We start from the raw sequence: 26,528 nt of genomic DNA, 5'->3' as shown, positions 1-26,528 counted from the left end.
GACACCCCATGCCCGCTATTTGCCTGGACGCCATCGACCGGCTCGCGGCAGCGAACCGGCCCCGCCAGTTCACCATCATGGAGAACGTCACCGACTTCCTGGCCACCAGTTCCTTCGTCACTCACCTGCTCGTGCGCGGCTCTTTCGCCCGGGGCACTTCCGATCGGCTGTCCGACGTGGACCTTGTCATCGGCATCGCCCCCTCGGCGTACATCGATTTCGTCACCATGCACGATGCCCTCGCCGCCACGCAGCTCGGTGCGATCATGCCCGGCTGGTTCGACACGATCGTTCCCCGAATGGGCGGGCTCGGCTACGTCCACCTGGTCGAGTACGACGGCAAGCTCTACCAGCTCGACCTGTACCTGGCCCCGTCCGACCAGATCGAGAGCATCGCCGCCTTCACCCGCAGGCAGATCATCTACACCGCGCAGGCCAACGACACCACCCCCGAACCGGCTGTGACTCAGTTCATCGCCGACCGCATGGCGGTGCCGCCCACCTGCGAGCAGCTCATCATCGAGATGCTGGCGCTGAGCTGGATGATCCACAAGCGGATCATTCGGGGGCAGCGGTTCATGGCCTACGCCGAAACGCACATGCTTCACACCGCCGCGCGCACCCTGGTCCGGACTGCGCTTTCCCCGCAGACGGCGTTCTACGGCTGGTACCACCTCGACACCGACATCGGCACCACACCCATCGGCCGGGCCTGTCTGCGGGAGCTGGAAGCGCTGATCGCTTCCCCGCCGCTGCCCACCCACGAGTCCCTGGCCGAAACACTGGAACGCATCCTCGCACTCGCCCACCGTGCAGCCCCGCATGCCGTCGAGGGGCTGTGTCTGTCCATCGACGCCTACCGCTACCACCTCGACCTCGACTGAGCGCACGACCATCAGCCGTCGCCACGCGATACCGTGAACGACATGCCTCTTCACACGGGACGGCGAGCTATCAGCGCCGGACAGGGATAACGAGGAACCTCCTCATCCTGTCCGGTGCGTGCTTTTGCGCTCTGCCCGACCGACACGAAGGGGTTTTCCCATGTCGCCTGCCTCGTACGACCACCCGCCGCTCGGCGCCACCGCGATACGGCCGTCCTGGGAAGAGCTTCCCAGGAACCTGCGGAACTCCATCACTGCTCATCTCGGTTCCGCCGTCGTCACCGCCGATGTCCAAGGGGGAGGCTTCACACCCGGAGTCGCCGCACGTCTCGGTCTGGCTAACGACGACCGGGTGTTCATCAAGGCCATCCCGGACGATCATGTCCTGTCCGGCAAGTACCTGACCGAGGCTGCGACCTCCGCCGACCTCCCCGCCACCGCGCCGACTCCACGTCTACGGTGGTACGACGCATCGGCGGGGTGGATCGTTCTGATCTTCGAAGACCTCGATGGTCGCCACCCCGATCTGTCGCCGGGCTCGGCCGATGTCCCCGCTGTCGTCACGGCCGTATCCGGCCTGGTGGAACTACTGACGCCCTCCCCGCTGTCCGACCTCCCATCGGCCTCCACCACTCGCGTTTCCCTCCTGCATGGCTGGCGTGAACTGGTCACCTGCCCGCCGGCCGACCTCGGCGGCTGGGAACGACGTCACCTGTGCGATCTATCGGAGCTGGAAACCCACTGGGCACAGCATGCTGACGGTTCCACCCTGATTCACGGCGACATTCGCCCCGACAACATGATCGCCACTGCAGGCGAGGTCGTGTTCGTCGTGGACTGGGCACAACCTAGCCGGGGAGCCGCCTGGCAGGACATCGCTGACCTCGTTCCTCATATGATCATGGCGGGCCATTCTCCAGTGTCGGCGGAGAAAACGCTGATCGGTGTCCCGGCCTGGGATTTCGCCCTACCAGAAGTGATCACCAGCTATGCGGCATCGTTCGCCGGGTACTGGACCCGGATGAGTCGGCAGCCCGCGCCGCCGGGCGTCCCGAACCTTCGCGGCTACCAACGCCGAGCGGCTGCTGCTGCCATCGCATGGACGATGTACCGCACCGGCTGGTGACCCAGCGACACAGCGTAGGTCCTCCTGCGAGGTTCAGGCCGCAAGCCGAGGCTCGGCGGCTGACCGTCACCCTGGCCGTGGGCGGGTTGAACTCCGGCGCAGCTCGGCGCAGAGCGCGTGGTAGGCGTCGAGTTGCACGGCCGGCCACGGCATATGGCTGTCGTTCCCGGCTCGATTTCGATGCTCGCGCTGTTACGGGAGAGCGTGGCGCGCTCAGCCGGGTAGGCGGTAGGTGCCGTCGTCGAGGACCTCGGCCAGGCCGTCGGAGATCAGGCCGTCGAGGGCGCGCTCTCGCTGCGGGGCGTCGTCCCAGACCACGTCGAGGGCATCCTTGGGCACCGGGCCGTGAGCCTGGCGCAGAACCGCGAGGAGACGGCCACGGCACTGGCGGTCCGTGCCCGCGTACGTCTGACCCCTGCGCGCGGGACCCTCGTAGGCGGGCTTGCCCGCCAGGCGCCAGGCGCACAGGTCGCTGACCGGGCAGTCGGCGCAGCGGGCGGCACGAGCGGTGCAGACCAGTGCGCCGAGTTCCATGACGGCGACCGCCCAGACGGGGGCGCGGTCGGCGTCGGGGAGCAGCGAGGCGGCGAGTCTGCGCTCGGGGGGCGTGGTGGCCTTCGGCGGGTACTCCTCGCCGCTGACGGCTCGCGCCAGGACCCGCCGTACGTTGGTGTCGAGAACCGCGTGCCGGCCCCCGAAGGCGAAGCTGGCGACCGCGGCCGCGGTGTACTCGCCGACGCCGGGAAGCGCCAGCAGGACGTCGTGCTCCGAGGGGACCTCGCCGCCGTGCCGGTCGGTGATCGCGCGGGCGCACGCGTGCAGGTTCAGCGCCCGGCGGGGGTAGCCGAGGCGGCCCCAGTGGCGTACGGCCTCACCGGGAGGTTCGGCGGCGAGGGAGGCGGGCGTGGGCCAGCGTTCCATCCACTCGGTCCAGACGGGCAGCACCCTGACCACCGGTGTCTGCTGCAGCATGATCTCGCTGACCAGGATCGACCAGGGTGAGGCGCCGGGCGCCCGCCAGGGCAGGTCGCGGGCATTGCCGGCGTACCAGTCGAGGACGGGTTCGAGGAGGCGGTTCGACTCGGGCACCTTTTGACGATAGTGCGGGATCAGGTCCCCTTGCCCCTCCTTCACCTGCCTTCTGGCGGTGATCGGTGGCCGAAACGGGGACGGTAGCGGCGGGTCTCCCCCTGTGGTCCGCGCGGACTAACCATACTGTCGGTATGGATCCCGACACGTTCCGTAGCGATATCGGAGCTGACATCTACTGGCGGCGCCGGATGGCCGCGCTCGTCGGTGTGCTCGTGGTGGTCGCCGTCGTGGCGTGGGCCTGCTCGTCGACGAGCGGGCCGCAGGACGCCCGGGAGAAAGGCACCTCGGCCGCCGAGAAGGACGCGCCGGACCCGCTGCTGGCCATCCTGCCGACCGTGACGGTCATCCCCTCGCCGTCCGTGAGCCCGCCCATAAGCCCCTCCGTGAGCCCGATCCCGGAGCCGAGGGAGAGCAAGGCGGCCCCCAGGCCCCGGCGCCCCGGTGAGGCCTGCACCTCCCCGCAGCTCGTACTGAGCATGGAGGGCCAGGGGACGGTCTACCCGCCGGGCATCCGGCCCAGGTTCATTCTCACCCTCGTCAATGTCGGCAAGGTGATGTGCACCACGGACGTGGGGCCGCGCACCATGGAGGTGCGCATCACCTCCGGTGACGACCGTGTGTGGTCCTCCTCCGACTGTGTCAGCGGTGAGACCGAGAACATCCGCAAGCTCGACCGGGGCATCCCCTATGTCCGGGAGCTGGTGTGGGACCGCCGCAGGTCCGGGAACGACTGCACCGCCGACCGCACCGCCGCGCGTCCCGGTACCTACGTCGCGGTGGTTCACGCCCCCGGTCTGAGGAGCCGCAAGGCTGTCTTCCACCTTCGCTAGCGATGTCCGTCTGCGTGCCCCGGGGCACCGAAGGGCCGCTTCCGCGAGACGGCGGCCGGAGAACCGGCCGAGGTTCGCGGTCACCGCACCGGCGCCGGGGGAACCGGCGGCCCCCGCCGGTCCAGGCCGCCGGGCGAGGCGTACCGGAAGGACCCGGCGAGGCCGGGGGTCTGTCACACGTAGCGTTCCAGGATGGACGACTCGGCCAGCCGGGACAGGCCCTCGCGGATGTGGCGGGCCCTGGCCTCGCCCACCCCGCCCACCTCCTGGAGGTCGCCGATGCTGGCGGCCAGCAGCTTCTGCAGGCTGGCGAACTGGTCGACGAGGCGCTCGACCACCGTGCCCGGCAGGCGCGGAACCTTGGCCAGCAGGCGGTAGCCCCTGGGGCTCACCGGTGTCTCCAGGGCGTCGTTGCCCGAGTGACCGAGGATCTGGGCGACGACCGAGAGGTCGAGCAGGTCGGCGGAGGAGAGCTGGTCGAGCTCGTGGAGCGCCTCGGCGAACTTGCGTGGGCGGCGGCCCGTCACGGGCAGGTAGTCGCGCACGATCAGTTCGAGGTCGCTCTCCGTGCCGGCCACGAGCTCGTCCAGCTGCAGGGAGAGCAGACGGCCGTCAGTGCCGAGCTCCACCACGTAGCCCGCGATCTCCTCGGAGATGCGCCTGACCATCTCCAGCCGCTGGGCGACCACCGCGATGTCGCGGACCGTCACCAGATCCTCGATCTCCAGCGCCGAGAGTGTGCCGGAGACCTCGTCCAGACGGAGTTTGTAGCGCTCCAGCGTGGCCAGGGCCTGGTTGGACTTGGACAGGATGACCGACGACTCCTCCACCACGTAGCGGATGCCGTCGAGATAGAGGGCGATGATCCGCATGGACTTGCTGAGGGAGATGACCGGAAAGGATGTCTGAAGGGCCACCCGCTGGGCGGTGCGGTGCCGGGTGCCCGACTCGTCGGTGGGCAGGGACGGATCAGGCATCAGGTGCACGGCCGCGCGCACGATCCGCAGGTCGCCGGAGTTGAGGACGATGGCGCCGTCCATCTTGGCCAGCTCGCGCAGCCGTGTCGCGGAGAACTCGACGTCCAGCTCGAACCCGCCGCTGCAGATCTCCTCGACGGTGCTGTCGTATCCGAGCACGATCAGGCCGCCGGTGTGCCCTCGCAGGATGCGCTCCAGGCCGTCGCGCAGGGCGGTGCCCGGTGCGACGGCGGCGAGGACGTCCCTGCGGCGTTCGTCGAGCCCTTTGTACATTGCTGCCACATGACCCCCGTGGTCTGCGTATAGCGCTCAGCTTACCGGCGAAGGACCCGCACGGTCCGGAATCATCTGATGACCATGGGCCGCGCGAGGTCCGCGGGGTGTCACGCCTCAGGTGACGTGGGTGAGGGCGTCCCAGACGTTCTCCGCCTCGACCACGTCGAAACCGGGCGCGAAGGACGCGCCGCGCCCGGCCACCGGGACCAGGGAGTTGTCGCCGTTGCGCCTTTTGCCCACCTCCAGGGAGCCCGCCGGGACCAGTGCCCGGGTGAAGCCCAGCCGAGCGGCCTCCGACAGGCGGCGCCGCACGTCGCGCACCGGGCGCAGCTCCCCTGCCAGGCCCACCTCGCCGAGCACCACCAGGCCTGCGGGGAGTGCCTTGTCACCGGCCGCGCTGGCGACCGCCAGCATCACGGACAGGTCGACGGCGGGATCGCTGAGCTTGATCCCGCCGACGGTCGCGGTGAAGACGTCGCACCCGCCCAGCTTGGCGTTGAGCCGCCGTTCCAGCACGGCCAGCACCATCGTCACCCGGTAGGTGTCGAGCCCCGAGGAGGAGCGGCGTGGCTGCTGGGCCTCGGTCCTGGCGACCAGCGCCTGGACCTCGGCCGGCAGCGGCCGGGTGCCCTCCAGGGTGACCGTGACGCATGTGCCGGGCACCGGGTCGGTGCGGTGCGAGACGAACAGGCCGCTGGCGTCGGCGATGCCCTCGATGCCGCTCTCGTGCAGGTCGAAGCAGCCGACCTCGTCGACCGGGCCGTACCGGTTTTTGATCGCGCGGACCAGGCGGAGCCGGGAGTGCCGATCGCCCTCGAAGTGGAGCACCACGTCGACGAGGTGCTCCAGCGTGCGGGGGCCGGCGATCGAGCCCTCCTTGGTGACGTGGCCGACCAGCACGGTGGCCATGCCACGCTCCTTGGCCAGCCGCACCAGGTTTCCCGCGACCTCCCTGACCTGGGTCACCCCACCGGGCACGCCGGTCGCCTGGGCCGAGCCGATCGTCTGCACCGAGTCGACGATGAGCAGGTCGGGCTGGACCTTCTCGACGTGCGAGACCAGCGCGCCCAGCTCGGTCTCCGCGGCCAGGTAGAGCCGGTCCTGGATCGCGCCGATCCGGTCGGCCCTGATCCGCACCTGGGCGGCCGACTCCTCGCCCGTGATGTAGAGGACGGTCTGCTGCCGGGCGATCTTGGCTGCCGCCTCCAGCAGGAGGGTGGACTTGCCGATACCGGGCTCACCGGCGAGCAGCACGACGGCTCCGGGCACCAGACCGCCGCCGAGGACCCGGTCGAGCTCGGGCACCCCGGTGCCGCGCGCGTGCGCCACCTCGGCCTTGACCTGGCCGATCGGAACCGCCGGTGCCGACACCGCTCCGGCGGAGGCCACCCGCGCACCCGCGGGTGCCGTCTCCTCCTCGACCGTGCCCCATGCCTGGCATTCGCCGCAGCGCCCCACCCACTTGGCCGTCTGCCACCCGCACTCGGCACAGCGGTAGCCACCAGCCTTCTTCGCCATGGCCGCACGTTACCCGTAGGACCCGACAACTTTCACCCGGCGGGGGCGCCGTACCGGATGAAAGTCATCGGGAGAGGCGCCGGACGGTCCTTCGGATGTGCCGTCAGATGTGACCTTCGAGGTCGGCCAGGAGCAGGCGCTTGGGCTTGGCGCCCTTGATCTGCTGGACCACCTCGCCGCCCTTGTAGAGGTTGAGCGTCGGCAGGCCGAGGACGCCGTACCTCGCGGAGATCTCGGGGTAGTCGTCGGCGTTGAGTTTGGCGATCGTGAGGCGGTCGCCGTACTCGGCCTCGATCTCCGCCAGGACCGGTGCGATCATCTTGCACGGCCCGCACCACTCGGCCCAGAAGTCGACCAGGACCGGCTTGTCGCTCCGTAGTACCTGCTCGTCGAAGTTGTCGCTGGTCAGTGTGATCATGGTTTTTCCGCTTTCCTCAGTACGCATCCTGGGCAGGCGGTGGTCAGCTGCGCCGCCACCTCCGCCCTCCGGGTGAGAAGCGCGCGGATCTCGTCGTCGATCTGGGCCAGCTTGCGCTGGTAGACGGCCACGGACTCCGGGCACGATCCCCCCGAGGCGTGCCCGGCCCGCAGGCAGGCCACGAACGGGCGGGCGTCCTCCAGGGTGAAGCCGACGGCGAGCAACGACCGGATCTCGGAGACGAGCCGCAGGTCGGTCTCCCCGTACTCCCGGTAGCCGTTGGCCGAGCGCCGGGCCGTGATCAGTCCCTGCTGCTCGTAGTAGCGCAGCGCCCGGGTGCTGACACCCGCCCGCCGCGCCAGCTCGCCGATCCGCATCCGGCCCTCCTCATGACCCGACGATAAACCTTGACATCAACGTCAAGGTCAAGCCTGTGTCCCGTTGTTCCCCCGCGCCCGGTCGGCGGGCGGGTGGCCGCGGGACAGGCTCAGAACCGCCTCCAGCGCAGCAGGTTGGGGTAGGCGATCTCCAGGCCGGGGGTCTCGGCGATGGCGAGGTCGGCGATCGAGGGGGTGAACTCGATGCGGAGCACCGCCTCCAGATCGGCGCGGCGCTCGAAGCACATGCGCAGGTCGAGTTTCTCCACCTGCCAGCCCTGGCGGTTCCAGAAGTTCTCGACGGCCCTGGCCGAGTACGCGGGGATGGACTGGCCGAACCAGCGGCCGAAGGCGCCCCGGGTGGTGTCGATGTCGATCACGAAGGCCGCGCCGCCGCGTCGCATCACCCGGGAGAGCTCGGCCAGACCGGGTTCGCAGCCGGGGCCGAAGAAGTAGGCCCAGCGGGCGACGGCCACGTCCACGGAGGCGTCGGGCACCGGGAGGGCCTGGGCGGTGGCGGCGTGGATCTCGACGTTCCGCAGGGTGTGGCAGCGGCGCCTGGCCAGCCGTACGAGGTCCTCGTGCGGTTCGACGCCGATCACGCGGGCGGCGGTGGCGGCCATGGACGGCAGGTGGTAGCCGGTGCCGCAGCCGATGTCGAGGGCCGTCGCCCCGGTCCACGACCTGACGGCCGCCATCGCGGCCTCGACCCGCCCCTCGGGATCCACCGCCCGGTTCTCCAGCTCGTAGGTCTGGGGGGTGTTCCAGATATTGGGGCTGGGGATGGCACCCCTGGCGAACCTCGGCATGCCCCTACCGTATTGACTCCTCCGTCTCGGTGAGGAGAGCGGTTCCTGACAGTTTCGAACGCCCGGCGGTCTCCTCGCCGAGCAGGACGATGTGATCTCGGTCGCGTCGGTGGTGGCGGACAGCACTGCTCGCCGGACCCGCTTAGGCTGGCAAAGGTGAGCGACATGAGCGAGCGGGCCGGTATGCCCAGCGGTGTTCGCCAGGATGTGCTCCGAGCCGGAGACGAGGAAGCGGTATGAGCGTCCGTGTATCCAGCGCGAAGATCGCGCTGTCCACCGCGTCGGTGTATCCCGAACGCACCCCCGACGCCTTCGAGCTGGCCGCGCGTCTGGGATACGACGGTGTGGAGATCATGGTGGGCGCCGACCCCGTGAGCCAGGACATCGACGTCCTGGAGCGCCTGTCGGACCACTACCAACTGCCGATCCTGGCCATTCACGCGCCGTGTCTGCTGGTGACGCAGCGGGTGTGGGGCAAGGACCCGTGGGCCAAGCTCCAGCGCGCGCAGCGCGCCGCAGAGCGGGTCGGTGCCAGGACCGTCGTGGTGCACCCGCCGTTCCGCTGGCAGCGCGACTACGCGCGCGACTTCGAGATCGGCCTCGCCAGGATGCGTGAGGAGACCGACGTGGTCTTCGCGGTGGAGAACATGTTCCCGCTGCGGGCCAGAGGCAACGAGGTGGTCCCCTACTCGCCCGACTGGAATCCGGTCGACTACGACTTCCCGCAGGTCACGTTGGATCTGTCGCACACGGCGGTGTCCGGGTCCGACGCCATGGAGATGTTCACCAAGCTCGGCGACAGGCTGGCCCACCTGCACCTGGCCGATGGCGTGGGGGTGCCGAACAAGGACGAGCACCTGGTTCCCGGGCGGGGCGGCCAGCCGTGCGCGCCGATCCTGGAGCGGATGGCGGGCAACGGCTACTCGGGGCTGGTCGTGCTGGAGATCAACACGCGCAAGGCCGCCAGCCGTACCGAGCGGATCGACGATCTCGCCGAGGCGCTGGCCTTCGCCCGGCTGCACCTCGCCGCGTCCACCAACGTATGAGCGAGCCCGTCGTGAGCACGCCGTCCGCGAACGGCTCCTCCCAGGACGGGGCCGGAGCGGCCAGAAGGCGCCCGGGGCGCAGGCCGGGGTCGGCCGACACCCGCGGGCAGATTCTCGCGGCGGCGCGCGAGACCTTCGCGGAGAAGGGGTTCGACAGGGCGACCATCCGGGGCATCGCCCGGCAGGCGGGGGTGGATCCGGCGCTGGTCCACCACTACTTCGCCGGCAAGGAGGGGATGTTCGTCGAGGCCATGGAGCTGCCGATCACTCCCGAGGGCGTCGTCTCGGCCATCCTGGCGGGACCGCGCGAGGAGGTCGGAGAGCGGCTGGCCCGGTTCATCCTGACCGTCACCTCGGATGCCGGGGCCCGTCAGCCGCTGCTGGCGCTGGTCCGCACCGCGATGACCAACGAACAGATGGTCGTCATGATCCGCGAGTTCATGACGCAGGCGCTCCTGGCCCGGGTCGCGGAGGTACTGGGAGTCCCGCGAATCCGGATGGAGGCGGCCTTCGCACAGCTGTTCGGCGTGGTCCTGGTGCGTTACGTGCTCAAGCTGGAGCCGCTGGCCTCGGTGGACATCGAGGAGCTGGTCGAGCTGCTCGCTCCCACGATCCAGCGCTATCTCGACGCGCCTTCCTAGCCCCGGCGGCATGTAGAGCATTGTTCTGGGAACGATGTTGACCGTAAGGTGGCCACGGCCGCCGTCGGTCTCGGCTTGAAGTTAAGTTACCGATCAGTAGTATTTATGGTGACCCGTCGTCAGCGTGGATGACAGGCAGTCGTACGCTGTCAGCCAACGTCGTCTGTGGGAGGACCCGTGCTCTGGGTAGCGATTATTGGGCTGGTCATGACAATCGTGGCGCTCGCGCTTGCCGCGCGCCGCGTGTTGTTCCTGTACAAGCTCGCCACCATCGGGCCGGGCGCGCCCGAGCGCGTCGAGTATGCGAAGAACAACCTCGGTGAGGAGCTCAAGGCCCAGCTGGTCGAGGTTTTCGGGCAGCGGAAGCTGCTGAAGTGGACGGCGTCCGGTGTCGCGCACTTCTTTGTCATGTGGGCGTTCTTCATCCTGGCGACCGTCTACCTTGAGGCGTACGGCACCCTGATCCAGGGGGCCGTCACCGGAACCCCCGACTTCCACATCCCGCTCATCGGGACGTGGCCGATCCTGGGCTTCCTGCAGGACTTCATCGCGGTCGCGGCCCTGCTGGGACTCATCGCCTTCGCGACCATCAGGATCAAGAACGCGCCGAAGAAGCTGGGCCGCAAGTCCCGCTTCTCCGGGTCGCACCTCGGCGGTGCCTGGCTCGTCCTCTTCATGATCTTCAATGTGATCTGGACGATGTTCCTCTTCCGTGGCGCCGCGGCCAACACCGGCAACCTGCCCTACGCCTCGGGGGCGTTCGCCTCCGACGCGACGGCCGCCCTGCTGCGGCCGCTGGGCGAGACGGCCAACGGGGCGCTCGAACACGTCGGCCTGCTCCTGCACATCGGCGTCATGCTGGTGTTCCTGGTGATCGTGGTGAACTCCAAGCACCTGCACATCTTCACCGCGCCGATGAACGTGGCCTTCTCCCGTCGTCCGGACGGCAACGGCGCGGCCCAGCCGATGCGGATCGACGGCAAGATCGTCGACTTCGAGGACGAGGACCTCGACGGCGACCGGCTCGGCCGGGGCAAGATCGAGGACACCACCTGGAAGGGCTTCCTCGACTTCTACACCTGCACCGAGTGCGGCCGCTGCCAGTCGCAGTGCCCGGCCTGGAACACCGACAAGCCGCTGTCGCCGAAGATGCTGATCCTGGACCAGCGCGACCACGCCTTCAAGGTGGCGCCGTACCTGATGGCCACCGAGGAGCAGCGCGCCGACCTGCACGAGGACGTGCTGGCCCTGCTGGAGAAGCCGCTGGTCGGCGAGGACGGCGTCATCCACCCCGACGTGCTGTGGTCCTGCACCAACTGCGGTGCCTGCGTCGAGCAGTGCCCGGTGGACATCGAGCACATCGACCACATCCTCGACATGCGCCGCTACCAGGTGATGGTGGAGTCCAACTTCCCCTCCGAGGCCGGCGTCATGGTCAAGAACCTGGAGAACAAGGGCAACCCGTGGGGGATGTCCGAGATGAAGCGGGCCGACTGGATCGAGGAGCTCGCCGGCCGCGAGGTCGACCCGATCGAGGTCCAGCTCATCGACGAGAAGATGCCGGAGGACACCGAGTACCTTTTCTGGGTCGGCTGCGCCGGGGCGCTGGAGGACCGGGCCAAGAAGACCACCAAGGCGGTCGCGGAGCTGCTGCACGTCGCGGGGGTCAAGTTCGCGGTGCTCGGCCCGATGGAGGCGTGCACCGGTGACCCGGCCCGCCGCCTGGGCATGGAGTTCCTCTTCGACATGCTGGCCAAGCAGAACATCGAGACCCTGAACGAGGCCGGGGTCAAGAAGATCGTCGCGACCTGCCCGCACTGTTTCAACACCCTCGCCAACGAATACCCGCAGCTGGGCGGCACCTACGAGGTGGTGCACCACACCCAGTTGCTGGCCAAACTGGTGGACGAGGGCAAGCTGATCCCGGTCACGCCGATCGAGGAGAAGATCACCTACCACGACCCGTGCTTCCTCGGGCGCCACAACAAGGTCTACTCCCAGCCCCGCGACATCATGGCCAAGGTGCCCGGTGTGCAGACCCAGGAGATGCACCGCCACAAGGACCGCGGCTTCTGCTGCGGCGCGGGCGGCGCGCGGATGTGGATGGAGGAGCGGCTCGGAAAGCGCATCAACACCGAGCGGGTGGACGAGGCGCTGACCACGGACCCGGACACCATCTCCACGGCCTGCCCGTTCTGCCTGGTCATGCTCGGTGACTCGATCAACGAGAAGAAGAACGCGGGCGAGGCCAGGGAGACGCTGGAAGTCGTCGATGTCTCCCAGTTGCTGATCAAATCGATCAAAGGCCAGCCCGTCGAGGCATCTTGACACCCGATGAGTGAACGTCAGGTGCGGCATTTTTTCTCATGTCGCACCTGACCTGCGGTCAAGTTCCCATGAAAAGGACGTAAGGTCCGAAAACCTTCCTTTCACATAACGGTCAAATCACGGTAACCTCAACGTCGCGTAGCTCATTCAACGGGGAGGGGGCTTGACGATGCCTGTCGTCGTCAGCGATGCCGAGGTTACCCTGGCCGATGTTCTCTCACTTCGGCTGGCCGTCGACGAGCCGCTGGCCGACGGCACCGAACTGGTCCTGCGCAACCGGGCCACCGCGGTCGAGAGCAGGGTGCCGCTGGGGGCGCCGGGTGTCCAGCTGCGCGAGGCGGCGCTGGCGGTCTCGCTCGCGCCGCTGGAGCTGGGGCCCGGCCGCTGGGACACCTACCTGCAGCAGGGCTCGTCGCGCACCCGGCTGCGCAGCGTCGACCCCGGGTTCTCCCTCGACCACCTGGACGCGTACGCGCTGAGCCGCCGCACGCTGGCCTACCGCGCCTACCGGACCCGCAACGGCTTCCTGGCCCTGAAGATCGACGACGCCCGGCCGGCGGCCGAGGTCCGTTCCGTCTGGTTCAGGGAGGGGCGCTTCGAGGTCACCGGGCTGCTGGCCTTCACCGGCCTCGACGACGACGAGGCCCGGCACGAGGCGCGGCTCGCCCTGCGCCGCAGCCGGCCCGATGCCGAGCTGACCTCTGTTGCAACGGTCCAGGGCGTGCGCTTCCACGCCGCGCTCTCGCTCTGCGACGTGCTCGCCGCGGCTCCCGACCAGACCGGCACCTGGGAACCCTCGCTGCGGGTGCGCGGCGTGGACACACCGCTCCGGCTGGGCTCCCGGCTGGACGACGTCGACGGCAAGCGCCGCCGCCTGCACTATCCCGCCGCCCAGATCGACGGGGTGCCGATCCGTCCCTGCTACACGGCGGACGACGAGCTCAGGATCGAGGTCGGCGGGTGAGGATCTGCCTGCTCGTCCCATCCGTCTACGGCATGCGCGGTGATACCCGCTCGGTGGTCAACCTCGCGGGAGAGCTGGCAGAACGTCACGATGTCGAGATCATCAGCGTCCGCCGCCAGCGGGAGAAGCCGTTCTTCCCCGTGGCGCCCGGTGTGAAGCTGTCCTGGGTGGTCGACGCCCAGCCGGGGGTACGGCACCTGCTCCCGCGCGGCCAGATGCGCACCGAGGTCGCGCTCTGGCGGCGGTTGCGCGGCCTGAAGGCCGATGTGCTCATCAGTACCCGCCCCGGCCTGAGCGTCCAGGTGGCCAGGCACGCGCCGCGTGACGTGGTGCGGGTCGCCCGCGAGTGGGGCCGCCCGCCGGTGCCGGGGCCGATCAGGAAGTTCTACCCGCGCCTGGACGCGGTCGCCGTCGCCACCGAGTCGAGCAGGCAGGAGTGGGACCGCCTGCTGGGCGGGAACGTCACGGTCGGCGTGATCCCGGACGCGCTGCCCGCCGGGCCGTGGCCACGCTCGCGGATGGACAACCGCATCGTCGCCGCGGGTGGGCGCCTGGTCACGGTGAAGGCCCACGACCGGTTGATCCGCGCGTTCGCCGCCGTCGCGGGCAAGCGTCCCGACTGGCGGTTGCGCCTGTACGGCGGGGGTCCCGAGGAGAAGCGCCTGCGGGCCCTCGTCGGCGCCCTCGACCTGCACAACCACGTCTACTTCATGGGCACCACCTCCGACCTGACCGGCGAGTTCGCCAAGGCCTCGATCGTGGCGACCACCTCCAGGACGGAGGTGCTCGGGATGACCGTGATCGAGGCGATGGCCAGCGGGGTGCCGGTGATCGCGTTCGACAGCCCGCGGGGAGCGGGCGAGTTCGTGGCCGACGGGCGGAGCGGGGTCCTGGTCGCCGAGGGGGAGGGCGAGATCGAGGCGTACGCGTCCGCGCTGCTCGCGCTCATCGACGACGAGCGGCGGCGACGGGAGCTCGCGGCGGGGGCGCTGGAGGCCGCGTCGGTTTACGGCGCGGGCGCGGTGGCGGGCCACTGGGAGAAACTGATCGCGGCTACATCCCGCTGTGCCTGACGCGGGTACCGTTGGGACATGCATGGGTACAGCGGTGACAAGCAGGCTTATCTGACCCGGTTACGGCGGATCGAGGGGCAGATCAGAGGTCTGCAGCGGATGGTCGAAGAGGATGCCTACTGCATCGACGTGCTGACCCAGGTGTCCGCCGCCACGCGGGCACTCCAGGCGGTGGCACTCGGCCTGCTTGAGGATCACATCGGTCACTGCGTCGCCGACGCCATCAACATCGGGGGCCCGGAGGCGCAGGAGAAGGTTAAGGAGGCGTCGGCCGCGATCGCCCGTCTCGTCCGTTCGTGACTAGTCACATGACTATTTTTTCCGACCACGTCCCGGACCCCGTTACAGGGTCCGGGACCGGGTCTTGAAAACGGTTCTTCCGGTGGCTTCAGCAGACAGCCGAAGCACTCAACCCGAGCGCGTTGTCGAGCTCCACCAAGGTGAGGGGCCGTTCGCTGATCGCGACGGCGGACAGCACCTCGGCATAGAGCGCGATCTCGTCCAACGCGACACGGTCGTGGACTCTAGAGTCCAGGTCGTCGTGCCCCACCGCGTCGTCCTTCCTTCCGCAGCCCACACCCACTTCGAGGTTACGGCGGGCGGTCATCGGTGCCCATGGCCCATCGGGACCATTCCTCGTCCCGCCCGGCACGTCCTCAAGGAGGGTCATTTCCCGATTACGAGATCACAATTCAGCTAATTGTCTGATGCGTAGGGGCCTAGAAGGATATAGGGAGAGTAAGGATGAAATAACTCTATTTGTGGTTTAAGCATACCGGCGTATGTCAGAAGTGACGTGGATAGGTTCCCGACACTCCTGGGACGGGGTCGTCCCGCTCGTGTGTCAGCCGGTGCACGACAGCCGAGGCCGTCGCGAAACCGCGCTCGGGTACCTCGGTCCCGGTGAGACGGCACCACGCGAGCCCGGTGGCGTAGGCGGCGCCGAGCAGGGCCGCGGCCGAGGCCCGGTCCGGTGGGTGGAGCGCGGAAGGCAGCTCGCCCGAGCGCGGCCAGCAGCCCCGCAGCGGGTGCGCGGAGTCGGTGAGCACCACGTGCAGGATGTGCCGCAGCTCGGGATCCAGCCATGGGTAGAGCCCGTCGGCCACCCTCGGCGCGAAGGCCGCCAGGTCGGCGGCGAGCAGCGAGGCGGCCACCGCCCGTGGGTCGGCACCCATCGGGGCGAGGAAGCCCAGTGCCTGGACCAGGTCGTAGACCATGTGCTGGAAGTGGTCGCCGGGTGAGGCGTCGGGCAGCGTCAGGTGGGCCGGGCAGCGCGAGAGCCACGCGTGGCGCACCACCTCGTCGCCCTGGTGGGCGATGACGGGATCCTGGCAGGCCCGGCGGAGCAGTGGTTCGACCATGGTCAGCAGGGCGTCGGCGCGCGGCCCGAATCTGGGGTCGCCGCGTACCGCGGCGGCGGTGTCGGCCATCAACGCGACCAACCGCAGGCCCGCCTCGGGGTGCCCGGCCCTGACCCGCTCGCCGTACAGCGCGACCAGCTCGCCCAGCGAGGTGGGCGGCAGCCAGCGAACCCACTCGTCGCCGGGCAGTGGGCGGGCGAGGAACTCCCCGAACATCGACAGCAGCACCTCGTTGCCGTCGAAGGCGGGGGCGTAGGCGCACCACATGAGCGTGCCCCAGATCGCGGTGACCGGGCTGGCCACCTCCCCGGCGAAGAGCCGGGTGAACGGCCCGGTGAGCGGGAAGTCCTCCCTGCGCCTGCCCCGCTGGGCGATGACCAGCTCGCGGACCCGCTCGGTGATCTCGTAGGGCACGTCGGGGCCGACGAACCCCTGGACCGACCCGCGGTCGACGGCGAAGTCGGGGCCGGTCGGGATCAGATGCGGCAGCACCATCGAGGTGACCTGGACGACCTGCGCCGCGGCGCGGAAACCCCGGTCGGCGGGAGGCGCGGTCAGGTGCCAGCGGCCGTCGGCGGGATCCTGGCGGTACCACCGGGCGTGGGCACCGAACAGCCAGCGCCCGCCGTCCGGGGTGGCCAGCGTGCGCTGGGCGATGGCCTGGGCCCGCGCGAGCGGCGGGAGCCCCGTCCACCGGTGGTCGGCGACCATGATCCGCACGTCGCGCTCGATGGCGTCGAACCCATCCCACTGCCACATGCCGGTCATCGGCATTCCGGGGCGAGGGCCCTGGCCTCAGCCACGGGCGGGATGCCCCTGCCTCCCTTCGGTCAAGGTGGTGTCCGGCACCGCGATCGCCAAGCGGGCCTCGCACGATCGTAAGGCCCTCCCGGCCGCTCCGGCAGGCGGGCGTCCAGGCCGGCGGGCGTGCCGTTCAGGCCGGCGGCAGAACGGTCGCGGCCCGATGGCGGGCGGCCCTGGCGACGTAGCCGGCCGACGTACGGGCGAAGGAGTCGCGGTCGTCGTCCGTGAGCTCTCGGATGATCTTCCCGGGGACGCCCGCGACGAGTACCCCCGCCGGGATCCGCTTCCCCGGTGCCACCAGGGCGCCGGCCGCGATCAGCGACCCCACGCCGATCCTGGCGCCGCCCAGCACGATCGCGCCGATGCCGATGAGCGCGCCGGTCTCCACATGGGCGCCGTGCACCATGGCCTTGTGCCCGAGGCTCACCCGGGGCTCCAGCACGGCCGGTTCGCCCGGGTCCGAGTGTAGGCAGCACAGGTCCTGGATGTTGCACTCCTCGGCGACCTCGATGTCCTCGTCGTCCCCGCGGAGGACCGAGCCGTACCAGACGTTCGCGGCGCGGCCCAGCCGGACTCTCCCGACGACCACCGCTCCCGGGGCGATGTAGGCGTCCGGATGAATCCGCGGAATCGCGTCGCCGTCGAGGGCGGCGATGTAGGGCATGGCGTTCATGGAGACGATGTTAGAGGGGGGCGTTCTGTCCGGTATTTCGGCAAGCAGGTGGCGTGTTCAGGTTGCAGAGTCGGGCAGTAAGCAGGAAAGTCGTCTCCTGACGTCACCTTTCCCGCCACACAACCTCCACGGGCAGTGCCATGACAAACCAGCACGAGAGCTTTCCCGACCTGATGCATGAGGACTCGTTCGAGGTCGTCATGCGCGGTTACAGCCGCCGACAGGTTCACGACTACATGGACCGCCACCGCCACCAGATCCGCGACCTGGAGGAGCGGCTCGCGCGCGCGATCGGCCAGGCCGAGCAGGGCCGGATCGAGCTGTCCGAGGCACGCAAAAGGCTCTCGGACGCCCCGCAGGACTACGACGAGCTCGGCGAGCGGCTCAGCCAGATACTGAAGCTGGGCGAGGAGGAGGCCGCATCCAAGAGGCAGGTCGCGGAGGCGGAGGCGGTCAAGCTCCGCGACGACGCGGCCGCCGAGTCCGAGCGGCTGATCACCTCCGCGCAGGATCGGGCCGAGGCCCTCCTGAACGCCGCGCAGCAGGAGGCCGAGCGCCGGGTGGCCGAGGCCACCGCCATCGCCGAGCAGCGGCTCGCCCAAGCCGGCAAGGAGGCGGAGGAGACGGTCAACGCGGCCCGCGCCGAGTCCGAGGAGACCCTGCGCAGCGCCCGTGCCGAGGCCGACCGGATGGTCACCTCGGCGAGGAGGGAGGCGGAGCAGACCGTCGAGAACGCCCGTGCGGAGGCCGACTCCACGCTGAGCACGGCCCACGCGGAGGCGCGGGCGACGGTCATCGCCGCCAACACCGAGGCGCACTCCACGCTGTCGGCGGCCCAGCAGCGGGCCAACGCCCTGGACGAGACCACCGGCCGCCGGGTCGTCTACCTCACCGACACCCACCACGAGGTCATGCGCCGCCTGCACGAGATGGGTGCCGTCCTGGGCGACCTGCTCCATCGGGAGAGCAGTGCGGGTCCCCTGGTCGACGAGGACGCGGTGCTGCCCCCGGCCCGCGTCCAGCCCGCGCTGACGGCTCCCGCCCCGGCCGAGGCCGTCGACGAGGTCTCCGGGGCCCCCGAGGGCCTCGACGAGACACCGGGCGCCGCGTCCGACGGCTCCGAGGCGTCGGCGGGGTACGCGGAGCACACCGGATCCGAGGGTGTGCGAGGTGCCGAGCCCGTTGACGCCGCACCCGACCTGGAGTCCGTACGGGTGATCGTGGAAGACGACGCCCCCCGCAAGGACGCCGGTGACCGTTCTGCCGAGGAGCTTGAGGTGTACGACGACACCGACGTCGACCTCACCCCGGCCACGGGAAAGAACGGCGGGAGGTACGCCGCTCCCCGCAAGTGAGATCTCCCGGTGAGGAGCGTGAGCCGGGATCGGTGTTGGTGACCGTGGATCTCAGCGGTGCCACCGCGTCGCCGGAGCCGTCCGAAGGTCAAGCGGAAGCCCCCGCCCCCGATAGGGTCGGGGGCTTCCGCGATTGGGGGCCCGGCGCCGGGACCGCATCGGATCCGCTCACCCCGGCACCGGGCGGTCTTCAGGTGTCGGTTTCCGGCTCCGCCTCGCCGGAACGTTCCCGCTGAACGCGTAGGTGCTCACGCAGCTCCTCCGGGCCGTCCGCGTCGATGGTCATCGCGCAGCCGACATCACGCTGGGCGGAGGTCAGCGGGTGGTGGCGGGTTGCCCACCACCTGCCCGCGTCGCTCCGCCAGATCGTCCAGTCGGGAAACTCCCGGGCGATTTCCGCTAGATGTCGGTCGAAAGACATCCGTGCACCTTCCCCGCGCCCAGGCCCGTCTTTGCGACGTTCCACCTCTGACGGTGAGGCACTTCTCTAGAGAAATCAATGATCGTGAAGGACAGGTCAACCTATCGGTTGACGGATGGCCTTGAACTATGAGTCGAAGTCGTACTGAAGTACGTAAGAGGCAGCGTCCAGGATCATCTCGTTGACCTCGACGGCGACGCCGTCGGCGGTGCGGGCGACCCGGGCGATCACGATGACCGGGGTACCGGCGGGCAGGTCGAGCTGGACGGTCTCGTGGGGATGGGGCATGCGGGCGCGGATCTCCTCGGTGAAGTGCGCCGGGGCGTGGCCGAGCTCGCCGAGGCGCGCGTAGACGCCCCCCGGTCCGGTGTCCTCTCTTGTGATCGCGGTCCCCTCCACCAGTTCGGCGGGGAAGTGGGAGACCGACAGTTGCACCGGCCGCCCGTTCACCGAGTAGCGCCGTCTGCGGACCCACACCTCGGGGCTGTCCAGCACCCGTGCCACGGGGCCCTCGGCCCGCTCCCGGTCGATGTCCACCTCGTCCACGGTGTAGGGGCGGCCCTCGGTGTCGGAGTCCCAGATGGCCGCGCCGCGCCCCCACCTGTCACGGGAGAGCCGCCGGGAGCCGTGTCGCCTGATCGGGCGGAACTGCCTGACATACACTCCTGAGCCGCGTTTGGGGATGGCCAGTCCTTCGTTGATTAACACGGAAAGGGCCTGTCTGGCAGTGGCACGGGCTATGCCGTGCCGTGCCATCAGGGCGTTCTCGCCCGGAAGCCGATCCCCGTCTCGGAGATCACCGGACAGGATCGCTTCGCGAAGCCCGTCGGCGATGCGCCGATAGATCGGGGGCTCGGGAGGTACCGGGGACTGCTGCACGTTCGATCACCCTCTGTCACCAACCGGGTTTGGCGTCTCCAGAGAACTTGCCCCGTCTTGTCCACGATCGCACAGATACAGGGGTTGGTAACCTGTTTCTTTTGGGAGGTATCGTGCCCGTGTGGCGAGCTTAAGGAGTTTTTCCGGCCCGTTACCGTGGAACGATCCCAGCCGCTATTCGGCCGGCCCACCACCGACGCGTTGCGGTCGCGGCCAGTACGGCACCCACTGTGTTGACGATCACGTCGTCGACGGAGCTCACCCGCCCCAGGTGCAGGACGTACTGGAGGATCTCCACGGTGAGTGAGGCGCCCGCCGCCACGGCCGCGATCCGGGCGAGCGAGGCGAGGCGCGCCGAGCGCACCGGGAGCATGCCGCCGAGCGCGGCGAAGACCAGAAGGTTCCCGACGACCTGCACGAACGCCGCCTGCGCCGGCCCGTGGACGGTCGCCCACAGGTCCACGAGGGGGAGCGGACTGACATCCGAGGCGCCCGCCCGAGGAGTGAGGATCATCCAGATCCAGGGGGCGGTCCCGGTCACCGCGACCACGTCGGCCAGGGCGGTGCGAACGGGGAAGGGATGACCCTTACGGGCGCGGTGGCGGGCCAGTACGTGGATGGCGACCACGGCCACCGGGACCGCGACGAAAGTCGCTATAACGATATTTCCCCACAGCTGCCATGCCTGATGCATGAGGCAATGATGTCGGTGCGCGAAGCCCGGCCGCGGTGCTGTGAGGTTACGAGAAGGTGGCCTTCAGGCAAGGGGCGTTCGGGGGGCGTCGGGCCCGAACGGATCGGTACGGCGCGGGAGCCGGAACCTCGGGCTGAACGGTGGCCGGCGCCGAGGCGGGCGGTCGCGGCCGGCCCGGGATCAGATGGTTCTGGTCAGGGCGCGGGAGATGCCCAGGGCGGCGGCCTTGACGGCGGGGGCCAGCCGGGTGGGCTGGAAGCGGGCCAGCGGGACCGAGATGGACAGCGCGGCCACGGCCACCCCGTCGCCGAACACCGGGGCCGCGATGCAGGCGCCGCCCAGCTGGGCCTCCTCCCGCTCGTAGGCCAGCCCCGCGGCCTGGATCTGGCCGAGCACCTCCTCCAGGTGCCGGGGGTCGACGATCGAGTGCGAGGTCAGCCGACGGAGCGGTCGGCCGAGGACCTCGTCGATCAGGTCGGGTCCTGAGTAGGCGAGCAGGGCCTTGCCGATCCCGGTGCAGGTCAGCGGGAGGCGCCCGCCGACGTGCGAAGGCAGCGCGAAGGCCGTCTGGCCACGGATCTTCTCGACGTAGACGACGTCGAGGCCGTCGCGCACGCCCAGGTGGACGGTCTCGTGGGTGGCCTCGTAGAGGTCGTGCATGAAGGGCAGCGCCGCGTGTCTCAGGTCGCGCTCTCCGGGCACGATGCTGCCGAGCTCGAAGAGGCGGCGGCCGAGGTAGTAGCCGTCGGGGTGGCGGACGACCGCGCCGATCGAGGTCAGCTCGGTGAGCAGCCGGAAGGCCGTGGTCTTGGGCAGATGGCAGCGCTCGGCGACGTCGGCCAGGCGCAACGGCCCGCCCGTGGGGCGGAACGCGTCAAGCACGAGCCAGGATTTCTCCAGCACGGACAACCGGTCGGGGTTCCGTTTCACGGAACTCATTCTTGCTTATGAATCACCTGGGCCCTATACCCGTATGGAGTGATCCAGCGAAGTACATCCCCGAGGAGAAGTCTTGTCTGACCAGGTGAACCACTTCATCGGTGGGGTGCCGGTCGCCGAGGGCGCGACGTTCGCCACGTACGACCCGGTGACCGGGCTCGCGGTGCGTGAGGTCCGCGAGGCGGACCGGGCCGTCGTCGACAGAGCGGTGGCCGCCGCCCGCTCGGCCCTGCCCGCGTGGGCGGCGCTGCCGGTGGCCGAGCGGGCCGCCTGGATGCGCCGCCTCGCCGACGCGATCGAGGAGCGGTTCGAGGATCTGGTGGCCGCGGAGATCGCCGACACCGGCAAGTCGGTCACCCAGACCCGGACCCTGGACATCCCGCGCGGCGCTGCCAACTTCAGGTCGTTCGCCGAGATCGCGGCCCAGCACCCGGAGAACGCGTTCCACCTGACGGACGTGCTGAGCTACACGGTGCGCAAGCCCCTCGGGGTGGTCGCGGTGATCGTGCCGTGGAACCTGCCCTTCCTGCTGGCGACCTGGAAGCTCGGCCCCGCGCTCGTCGCGGGCAACACGGTGGTGGTCAAGCCCTCGGAGCACACCCCGGGCTCGGTCGCGGTGCTCGCGGAGATCGCCGCCTCGATCGGCCTTCCCCCCGGCGTCCTCAACGTCGTGCACGGCTTCGGCGGCGGCTCCACCGGCCAGTTCCTGGTGGAGCACCCGGGCGTGGACGCGGTCACCTTCACCGGCGAGAGCCGCACCGGTTCGACGATCATGAAAGCGGTGGCGGACCGGGTCAAGCCCGTCTCGTTCGAGCTGGGCGGCAAGAACGCGGGGCTGGTCTTCGCCGACGCGGACCTCGACGCGGCGGTCGAGGGGAGCGTGCGGTCGGTCTTCACCAACGGCGGCCAGGTCTGCCTGTGCACCGAGCGGCTGTACGTGGAACGGCCCGTCTTCGAGGAGTTCACCGCGCGGCTGGCCAGGCGCGCGGGGGAGCTGCGGTTCGGCCGCCCCGCCGACCAGGACACCACGATGATGCCGATGATCTCCGCCGAGCACCGGGACAAGGTGCTCTCCTACTACGAGCTGGCCAGAAGTGAAGGCGCCGAGATCCGCGCCGGCGGTGGTGTGCCGCGTTTCGGCGACGACCGCGACGGCGGCTACTACGTCGAGCCGACGGTGCTGACCGGACTGCCGCACGACTCCAGGGTGAACCGGGAGGAGATCTTCGGCCCGGTCTGCCACATCGCCCCGTTCGACACCGAGACCGAGGCGGTCGGACTGGCCAACGACAGCGAGTACGGCCTGGCGGCGACGGTCTGGACCACCAACCTGAGCAGGGCCCACCGGGTGGCGCAGTCGTTGGCGGCCGGACTGGTCTGGGTCAACACCTGGTACCTGCGCGACCTGCGGACCCCCTTCGGAGGAGTGAAGCTGTCCGGCATCGGACGCGAGGGCGGCACGCGCTCGCTGGACTTCTACTCCGAACCCACCACGATCACCATCAAGCTGGAGCCGGGAAATGACTGAGTGGAGCGAGGCCGTCGACGCGCGGACGGAGGCGGCCGACCGGTTGCTGGAGGCGGCGCGGAGCGGCAAGCCGTGCCCCCCGGTGCGTGAGACGTTGCCCGGCCGGAGCGCCGAGATCGGCTACGCCGTACAGGAGATCAACACCAGGCGGGCGCTGGCGGAGGGGCGGCGGCTGGTCGGCAGGAAGATCGGGCTGACCTCCCCTGCGGTCCAGCGCCAGCTCGGTGTGGACCGGCCGGACTTCGGGATGCTCTTCGCCGACATGGCCTACCTCGACGGCCTGCCCGTCCCGGCCGACCGCTTCCTGCAGCCCAGGGCCGAGGCGGAGGTGGCACTGGTCCTCGGCGCCGACCTGGAGGGCGGCCCCTTCACGGTCGCCGACGTGATCCGGGCGGTCGACTTCGTGCTGCCCGCGATCGAGATCGTGGACAGCCGCGTCGCGGAGTGGGACATCACGCTCGTCGACACGATCGCCGACAACGCCTCCAGCGGCGCGTTCGTGCTCGGCAACACCCCGGTCGAGCTGCGTGGCCTGGACCTGCGCCTGGCCGGGATGACCATGAGCAAGAACGGCCTGGAGGTCTCCACCGGCGCGGGCGCGGCCTGCCTCGGGCACCCGCTGAACGCCGCGGTCTGGCTGGCCGACGCGCTGGGCCGCACGGACTTCCCGCTGCGGGCGGGGGACGTCGTGCTCACCGGCGCGCTCGGCCCGATGGTCGGCGTCGAGCCCGGCGACGTCTTCGAAGCGCACATCGAGGGCCTCGGCTCGGTCAGGGCGGTGTTCTCGTGAAGATAGCGATCATCGGTTCGGGGAACATCGGCACCGACCTGATGTTCAAGGCGCTGCTGTCGAAGAAGGTCGAGGTCTTCGCGATGGCGGGCATCGACCCCGACTCCGACGGTCTGGCCCGCGCCCGCCGTCGCGGGATCGCCACCACCCACGAGGGCGTCGAGGGCCTGGTCGCGCTGCCCGGGTTCGCCGAGGTGGAGGTCGTCCTCGACGCGACCTCGGCCGGCGCGCACCGGCACAACGACAAGGTGCTGCGGGCGCACGGCAAGCGGGTCATCGACCTGACCCCCGCCGCCCTCGGCCCCTACGTGGTGCCCCCGGTCAACCTGGAGGCCCACCTCACCGAGCCGAACCTCAACATGGTCACCTGCGGCGGGCAGGCCACGATCCCGATCGTCGCGGCGGTCGCCTCGCAGGTGCCCGTCCGGTACGCGGAGATCGTCGCCTCGATCGCCTCCCGGTCGGCGGGACCCGGCACCCGGGCCAACATCGACGAGTTCACCGAGACGACCTCCCGGGCGATCGAGCAGGTCGGCGGGGCGGCCAAGGGCAAGGCGATCATCGTCCTCAACCCGGCGGAGCCGCCGCTGATCATGCGTGACACGGTCTACTGCCTGGTGGACGAGTGTGACGAGCCGGCGGTGGTGGCGGCCGTGCGGGCCATGGTGGAGCGGGTCCGCGACTACGTGCCCGGCTACCGGCTCAAGCAGGACGTGCAGTTCGAGAAGGTCCCGGCCGGGGAGCCGCTCCCCGACGGCACCCGCGACGGCGGCGTCAAGGTGACCGTCTTCCTGGAGGTGGAGGGCGCCGCCCACTACCTGCCCGCCTACGCGGGCAACCTCGACATCATGACCTCCGCCGCGCTGCGCACCGCCGAGCGCCTGGCCGAGCTGGACCATACCGAGGTGAACGCGTGAAACTGTACGTTCAGGACGTGACGCTGCGGGACGGCATGCACGCCATCCGGCACCGCTACACCGTCGCCCAGGCCGCCGAGATCGCCGCGGCCCTCGACGCCGCCGGGGTGGCGGCGATCGAGATCGCGCACGGCGACGGCCTCTCCGGGGGCAGCTTCAACTACGGCGTGGGCGCGCACACCGACGACGAGTGGATCGAGGCGGTCGCCGTGGCCGTGCGCCGGGCGAGGCTGACCACCCTGCTGCTGCCCGGCATCGGCACCATCGACGACCTCAAGCGCGCCCACGCGCTCGGCGTCACCTCGGTCAGGGTGGCCACCCACTGCACCGAGGCCGACATCTCCGCCCAGCACATCGCCACCGCGCGCGAGCTCGGTATGGACGTGTCCGGATTTTTGATGATGTCGCATATGGCGGAGGCCGAGGAGCTGGCCAGGCAGGCCAAGCTCATGGAGTCGTACGGCGCGCAGTGCGTCTACGTGACCGACTCCGGTGGCCGGTTGACCATGGACGGGGTCAGGGAGCGGATCCGGGCCTACCGCTCGGTGCTCGACGAGGGCACCGAGATCGGCATCCACGCCCACCACAACCTGGGCCTGGGCGTGGCCAACTCGGTGGTCGCGGTGGAGAACGGCACCTACCGGGTGGACGCCTCCCTGGCCGGGATGGGCGCCGGAGCGGGCAACTGCCCGATCGAGGTGTTCGTCGCGGTGGCCGACCTGATGGGCTGGGAGCACGGCTGTGACCTGAACGCCCTGATGGACGCGGCGGACAACCTGGTCAGGCCGCTGCAGGACCGGCCGGTCCGGGTGGATCGGGAGACGCTGACGCTCGGCTACGCCGGTGTCTACTCCAGCTTCCTGCGGCACGCCGAGGCGGCCTCGGCGCGGTACGGGGTCGACACCCGGACCATCCTGACCGAGGTGGGACGCCGCCGGATGGTGGGCGGTCAGGAGGACATGATCGTGGACATCGCGCTGGACCTCGCACGTTCGGGAGAGCAGTCATGACCGACATCCACCAGCTCGCCGCGGTCCTGGACGAGGCCATCCGCACCGGTCGCGCGGTGCCCAGGCCCGAGCAGGACTACGGCGTGGCCGACGCTTACCGGGTGCAGGAGGAACTGATCCGGCTCCGTCTTGAGCGGGGAGACCGGCTGGCCGGGGTGAAGCTGGGCTTCACCAGCGAGGGCAAGCGCCGCCAGATGGGCGTGCACGACATCATCTTCGGCCGGGTGCCGGAGTCGTCGGTCATCGGTGACGGCTCGTACGCTGACGTGTCCGGCTACATCCACCCGAGGGCGGAGCCGGAGGTCGTCTACCTCATTGGGCGGCGCATCGCGTCGCCGGCCGACGCGTTCGCACCGGACGCCATCGCGGCCGTCGCCCCCGGTATCGAGGTCATCGACTCGCGCTACGAGGACTTCAGGTTCTCGCTGCCCGACGTGATCGCCGACAACACCTCGGCCGCCGGGTACGCCGTCGGCCAGTGGCAGCCCTACGACCCGTCCCGGTGGAACCTGGGCGTCGTGCTGGAGATCGACGGGCGCGTGGTCCAGGTCGGGTCGACCGGCGCCATCCTGGGCGACCCGCGCCGGGCCCTCGCGGAGGCCGCACGCCTGGCAGGACGGATCGGGATGGTCCTGGAGCCGGGGTGGATCCTGCTCGCCGGCGCCGCCACGCCCGCCGAGCCGCTCGCGCCCGGCGCGCGGGTGCGGGCCGAGATCCAGCATCTGGGGTCGGTGTCGTTCACCGCGTCCGCGCCCGGAGAGAAGTCCTGAACGCCGGCGACCGCAGAAGCGGAGAGAA

The 26,528-nt window shown here is 69.9% G+C and carries 28 protein-coding genes; 15 read left to right on the top strand and 13 right to left on the bottom strand.

Going from position 1 to position 26,528, the window contains the following annotated elements:
• Positions 1–8 precede the first annotated feature (8 nt).
• Together IG98_RS0104065 and IG98_RS0104060 are read left to right on the top strand one after the other, a co-directional pair.
• Complete coding sequence (locus IG98_RS0104065) at positions 9–884, top strand: hypothetical protein (RefSeq protein WP_030905596.1); 876 nt, start codon at positions 9–11, stop codon at positions 882–884.
• Positions 885–1,044: 160 nt separating this feature from the next.
• Positions 1,045–2,010 (top strand): phosphotransferase family protein, encoded by a 966-nt coding sequence (locus tag IG98_RS0104060; RefSeq protein WP_037969303.1) that lies wholly within the window; start codon positions 1,045–1,047, stop codon positions 2,008–2,010.
• A gap of 213 nt (positions 2,011–2,223) precedes the next feature.
• On the opposite strand, the gene IG98_RS0104055 is transcribed toward IG98_RS0104060, so the two are convergent.
• The gene (locus IG98_RS0104055; protein WP_030905590.1) at positions 2,224–3,099 is read right to left on the bottom strand and encodes an HhH-GPD family protein; all 876 of its coding nucleotides are present in this window, start codon (positions 3,097–3,099) and stop codon (positions 2,224–2,226) included.
• A gap of 134 nt (positions 3,100–3,233) precedes the next feature.
• Here IG98_RS0104055 and IG98_RS0104050 point away from each other — a divergent pair, with 134 nt between their 5' ends.
• On the top strand, positions 3,234–3,932 hold the full coding sequence (locus tag IG98_RS0104050; RefSeq protein ID WP_030905587.1) for a hypothetical protein: 699 nt from the start codon (positions 3,234–3,236) through the stop codon (positions 3,930–3,932).
• 173 nt (positions 3,933–4,105) lie between these two features.
• Here the strand turns inward: IG98_RS0104050 and disA are convergent, their stop codons facing one another.
• From disA to IG98_RS0104025, 5 genes are all read right to left on the bottom strand, one after another.
• Positions 4,106–5,182, bottom strand: a complete 1,077-nt coding sequence (disA, locus tag IG98_RS0104045) for a DNA integrity scanning diadenylate cyclase DisA (RefSeq protein WP_030905584.1) — start codon at positions 5,180–5,182, stop codon at positions 4,106–4,108.
• A gap of 117 nt (positions 5,183–5,299) precedes the next feature.
• Complete coding sequence (radA, locus tag IG98_RS0104040; protein ID WP_030905581.1) at positions 5,300–6,703, bottom strand: DNA repair protein RadA; 1,404 nt, start codon at positions 6,701–6,703, stop codon at positions 5,300–5,302.
• 103 nt (positions 6,704–6,806) lie between these two features.
• A complete protein-coding gene (trxA, locus tag IG98_RS0104035) occupies positions 6,807–7,121 on the bottom strand; it encodes a thioredoxin (RefSeq protein ID WP_030905578.1) in 315 nt (104 codons plus the stop codon).
• A complete protein-coding gene (locus IG98_RS0104030; RefSeq protein ID WP_030905574.1) occupies positions 7,118–7,498 on the bottom strand; it encodes a MerR family transcriptional regulator in 381 nt (126 codons plus the stop codon). The genes trxA and IG98_RS0104030 overlap by 4 nt, the downstream gene beginning before the upstream one ends.
• A 110-nt stretch (positions 7,499–7,608) precedes the next feature.
• Positions 7,609–8,307: a class I SAM-dependent methyltransferase gene (locus IG98_RS0104025; RefSeq protein WP_030905571.1), complete on the bottom strand. Its 699-nt coding sequence runs from the start codon at positions 8,305–8,307 to the stop codon at positions 7,609–7,611.
• A gap of 236 nt (positions 8,308–8,543) precedes the next feature.
• Here IG98_RS0104025 and IG98_RS0104020 point away from each other — a divergent pair, with 236 nt between their 5' ends.
• From IG98_RS0104020 to IG98_RS0103995, 6 genes are all read left to right on the top strand, one after another.
• Positions 8,544–9,353 (top strand): sugar phosphate isomerase/epimerase family protein, encoded by an 810-nt coding sequence (locus IG98_RS0104020; RefSeq protein ID WP_030905568.1) that lies wholly within the window; start codon positions 8,544–8,546, stop codon positions 9,351–9,353.
• Positions 9,350–9,994, top strand: coding sequence for a TetR/AcrR family transcriptional regulator (locus tag IG98_RS0104015; RefSeq protein ID WP_030905564.1), 645 nt, complete (start codon positions 9,350–9,352; stop codon positions 9,992–9,994). Before IG98_RS0104020 ends, IG98_RS0104015 begins: the two co-directional genes overlap by 4 nt.
• A gap of 207 nt (positions 9,995–10,201) precedes the next feature.
• Positions 10,202–12,322 (top strand): heterodisulfide reductase-related iron-sulfur binding cluster, encoded by a 2,121-nt coding sequence (locus IG98_RS0104010; RefSeq protein WP_084195116.1) that lies wholly within the window; start codon positions 10,202–10,204, stop codon positions 12,320–12,322.
• A gap of 169 nt (positions 12,323–12,491) precedes the next feature.
• Entirely contained in the window at positions 12,492–13,286 is a 795-nt protein-coding gene (locus IG98_RS0104005; RefSeq protein WP_030905558.1) for a hypothetical protein, read from the top strand.
• On the top strand, positions 13,283–14,359 hold the full coding sequence (locus IG98_RS0104000; RefSeq protein ID WP_030905555.1) for a glycosyltransferase: 1,077 nt from the start codon (positions 13,283–13,285) through the stop codon (positions 14,357–14,359). The genes IG98_RS0104005 and IG98_RS0104000 overlap by 4 nt, the downstream gene beginning before the upstream one ends.
• An 18-nt stretch (positions 14,360–14,377) precedes the next feature.
• Entirely contained in the window at positions 14,378–14,659 is a 282-nt protein-coding gene (locus IG98_RS0103995) for a metal-sensitive transcriptional regulator (RefSeq protein WP_030905552.1), read from the top strand.
• A gap of 88 nt (positions 14,660–14,747) precedes the next feature.
• On the opposite strand, the gene IG98_RS44455 is transcribed toward IG98_RS0103995, so the two are convergent.
• From IG98_RS44455 to IG98_RS0103980, 3 genes are all read right to left on the bottom strand, one after another.
• Positions 14,748–15,029 carry a hypothetical protein gene (locus IG98_RS44455; protein WP_157594141.1) on the bottom strand — a complete coding sequence of 94 codons (282 nt, stop codon included), beginning with the start codon at positions 15,027–15,029 and terminating at the stop codon, positions 14,748–14,750.
• Between the two features lie 115 nt (positions 15,030–15,144).
• The gene (locus IG98_RS0103985) at positions 15,145–16,488 is read right to left on the bottom strand and encodes a hypothetical protein (protein ID WP_030905549.1); all 1,344 of its coding nucleotides are present in this window, start codon (positions 16,486–16,488) and stop codon (positions 15,145–15,147) included.
• Positions 16,489–16,654: 166 nt separating this feature from the next.
• Positions 16,655–17,197 (bottom strand): gamma carbonic anhydrase family protein, encoded by a 543-nt coding sequence (locus IG98_RS0103980; RefSeq protein ID WP_030905546.1) that lies wholly within the window; start codon positions 17,195–17,197, stop codon positions 16,655–16,657.
• Positions 17,198–17,337: 140 nt separating this feature from the next.
• Between IG98_RS0103980 and IG98_RS0103975 the strand changes: the two genes are divergently transcribed.
• Positions 17,338–18,552 carry a coiled-coil domain-containing protein gene (locus tag IG98_RS0103975; protein ID WP_051751503.1) on the top strand — a complete coding sequence of 405 codons (1,215 nt, stop codon included), beginning with the start codon at positions 17,338–17,340 and terminating at the stop codon, positions 18,550–18,552.
• A gap of 190 nt (positions 18,553–18,742) precedes the next feature.
• Here the strand turns inward: IG98_RS0103975 and IG98_RS0103970 are convergent, their stop codons facing one another.
• From IG98_RS0103970 to IG98_RS0103955, 4 genes are all read right to left on the bottom strand, one after another.
• Positions 18,743–18,973 carry a hypothetical protein gene (locus IG98_RS0103970; protein WP_030905540.1) on the bottom strand — a complete coding sequence of 77 codons (231 nt, stop codon included), beginning with the start codon at positions 18,971–18,973 and terminating at the stop codon, positions 18,743–18,745.
• 126 nt (positions 18,974–19,099) lie between these two features.
• Positions 19,100–19,852: a GntR family transcriptional regulator gene (locus tag IG98_RS0103965; RefSeq protein WP_030905537.1), complete on the bottom strand. Its 753-nt coding sequence runs from the start codon at positions 19,850–19,852 to the stop codon at positions 19,100–19,102.
• Positions 19,853–20,003: 151 nt separating this feature from the next.
• Positions 20,004–20,546: a VanZ family protein gene (locus IG98_RS0103960; protein WP_030905534.1), complete on the bottom strand. Its 543-nt coding sequence runs from the start codon at positions 20,544–20,546 to the stop codon at positions 20,004–20,006.
• A 180-nt stretch (positions 20,547–20,726) separates the two neighbouring features.
• Positions 20,727–21,485, bottom strand: a complete 759-nt coding sequence (locus tag IG98_RS0103955) for an IclR family transcriptional regulator (protein ID WP_211263871.1) — start codon at positions 21,483–21,485, stop codon at positions 20,727–20,729.
• Positions 21,486–21,558: 73 nt separating this feature from the next.
• On the opposite strand from IG98_RS0103955, the gene IG98_RS0103950 reads away from it, so the two are divergent.
• Genes IG98_RS0103950 through IG98_RS0103930 form a run of 5 tightly spaced genes read left to right on the top strand, consistent with a single transcriptional unit; the run spans position 21,559 to position 26,500 of the window.
• Complete coding sequence (locus IG98_RS0103950; protein WP_030905528.1) at positions 21,559–23,013, top strand: 2-hydroxymuconic semialdehyde dehydrogenase; 1,455 nt, start codon at positions 21,559–21,561, stop codon at positions 23,011–23,013.
• A complete protein-coding gene (locus IG98_RS0103945; protein ID WP_030905525.1) occupies positions 23,006–23,803 on the top strand; it encodes a 2-keto-4-pentenoate hydratase in 798 nt (265 codons plus the stop codon). Before IG98_RS0103950 ends, IG98_RS0103945 begins: the two co-directional genes overlap by 8 nt.
• Complete coding sequence (locus tag IG98_RS0103940; protein ID WP_030905523.1) at positions 23,800–24,720, top strand: acetaldehyde dehydrogenase (acetylating); 921 nt, start codon at positions 23,800–23,802, stop codon at positions 24,718–24,720. Before IG98_RS0103945 ends, IG98_RS0103940 begins: the two co-directional genes overlap by 4 nt.
• Positions 24,717–25,730 (top strand): 4-hydroxy-2-oxovalerate aldolase, encoded by a 1,014-nt coding sequence (dmpG, locus tag IG98_RS0103935; protein WP_030905519.1) that lies wholly within the window; start codon positions 24,717–24,719, stop codon positions 25,728–25,730. Before IG98_RS0103940 ends, dmpG begins: the two co-directional genes overlap by 4 nt.
• Entirely contained in the window at positions 25,727–26,500 is a 774-nt protein-coding gene (locus IG98_RS0103930) for a 2-keto-4-pentenoate hydratase (protein WP_030905516.1), read from the top strand. Before dmpG ends, IG98_RS0103930 begins: the two co-directional genes overlap by 4 nt.
• Positions 26,501–26,528 lie beyond the last annotated feature (28 nt).

The sequence above is a fragment of the Streptosporangium amethystogenes genome (assembly GCF_000721075.1).
GTDB lineage: Bacteria > Actinomycetota > Actinomycetes > Streptosporangiales > Streptosporangiaceae > Streptosporangium > Streptosporangium amethystogenes.
The sequence above is the reverse complement of the archived record's forward strand: the minus strand, read 5'-3'. Positions and strand labels throughout refer to the sequence as shown.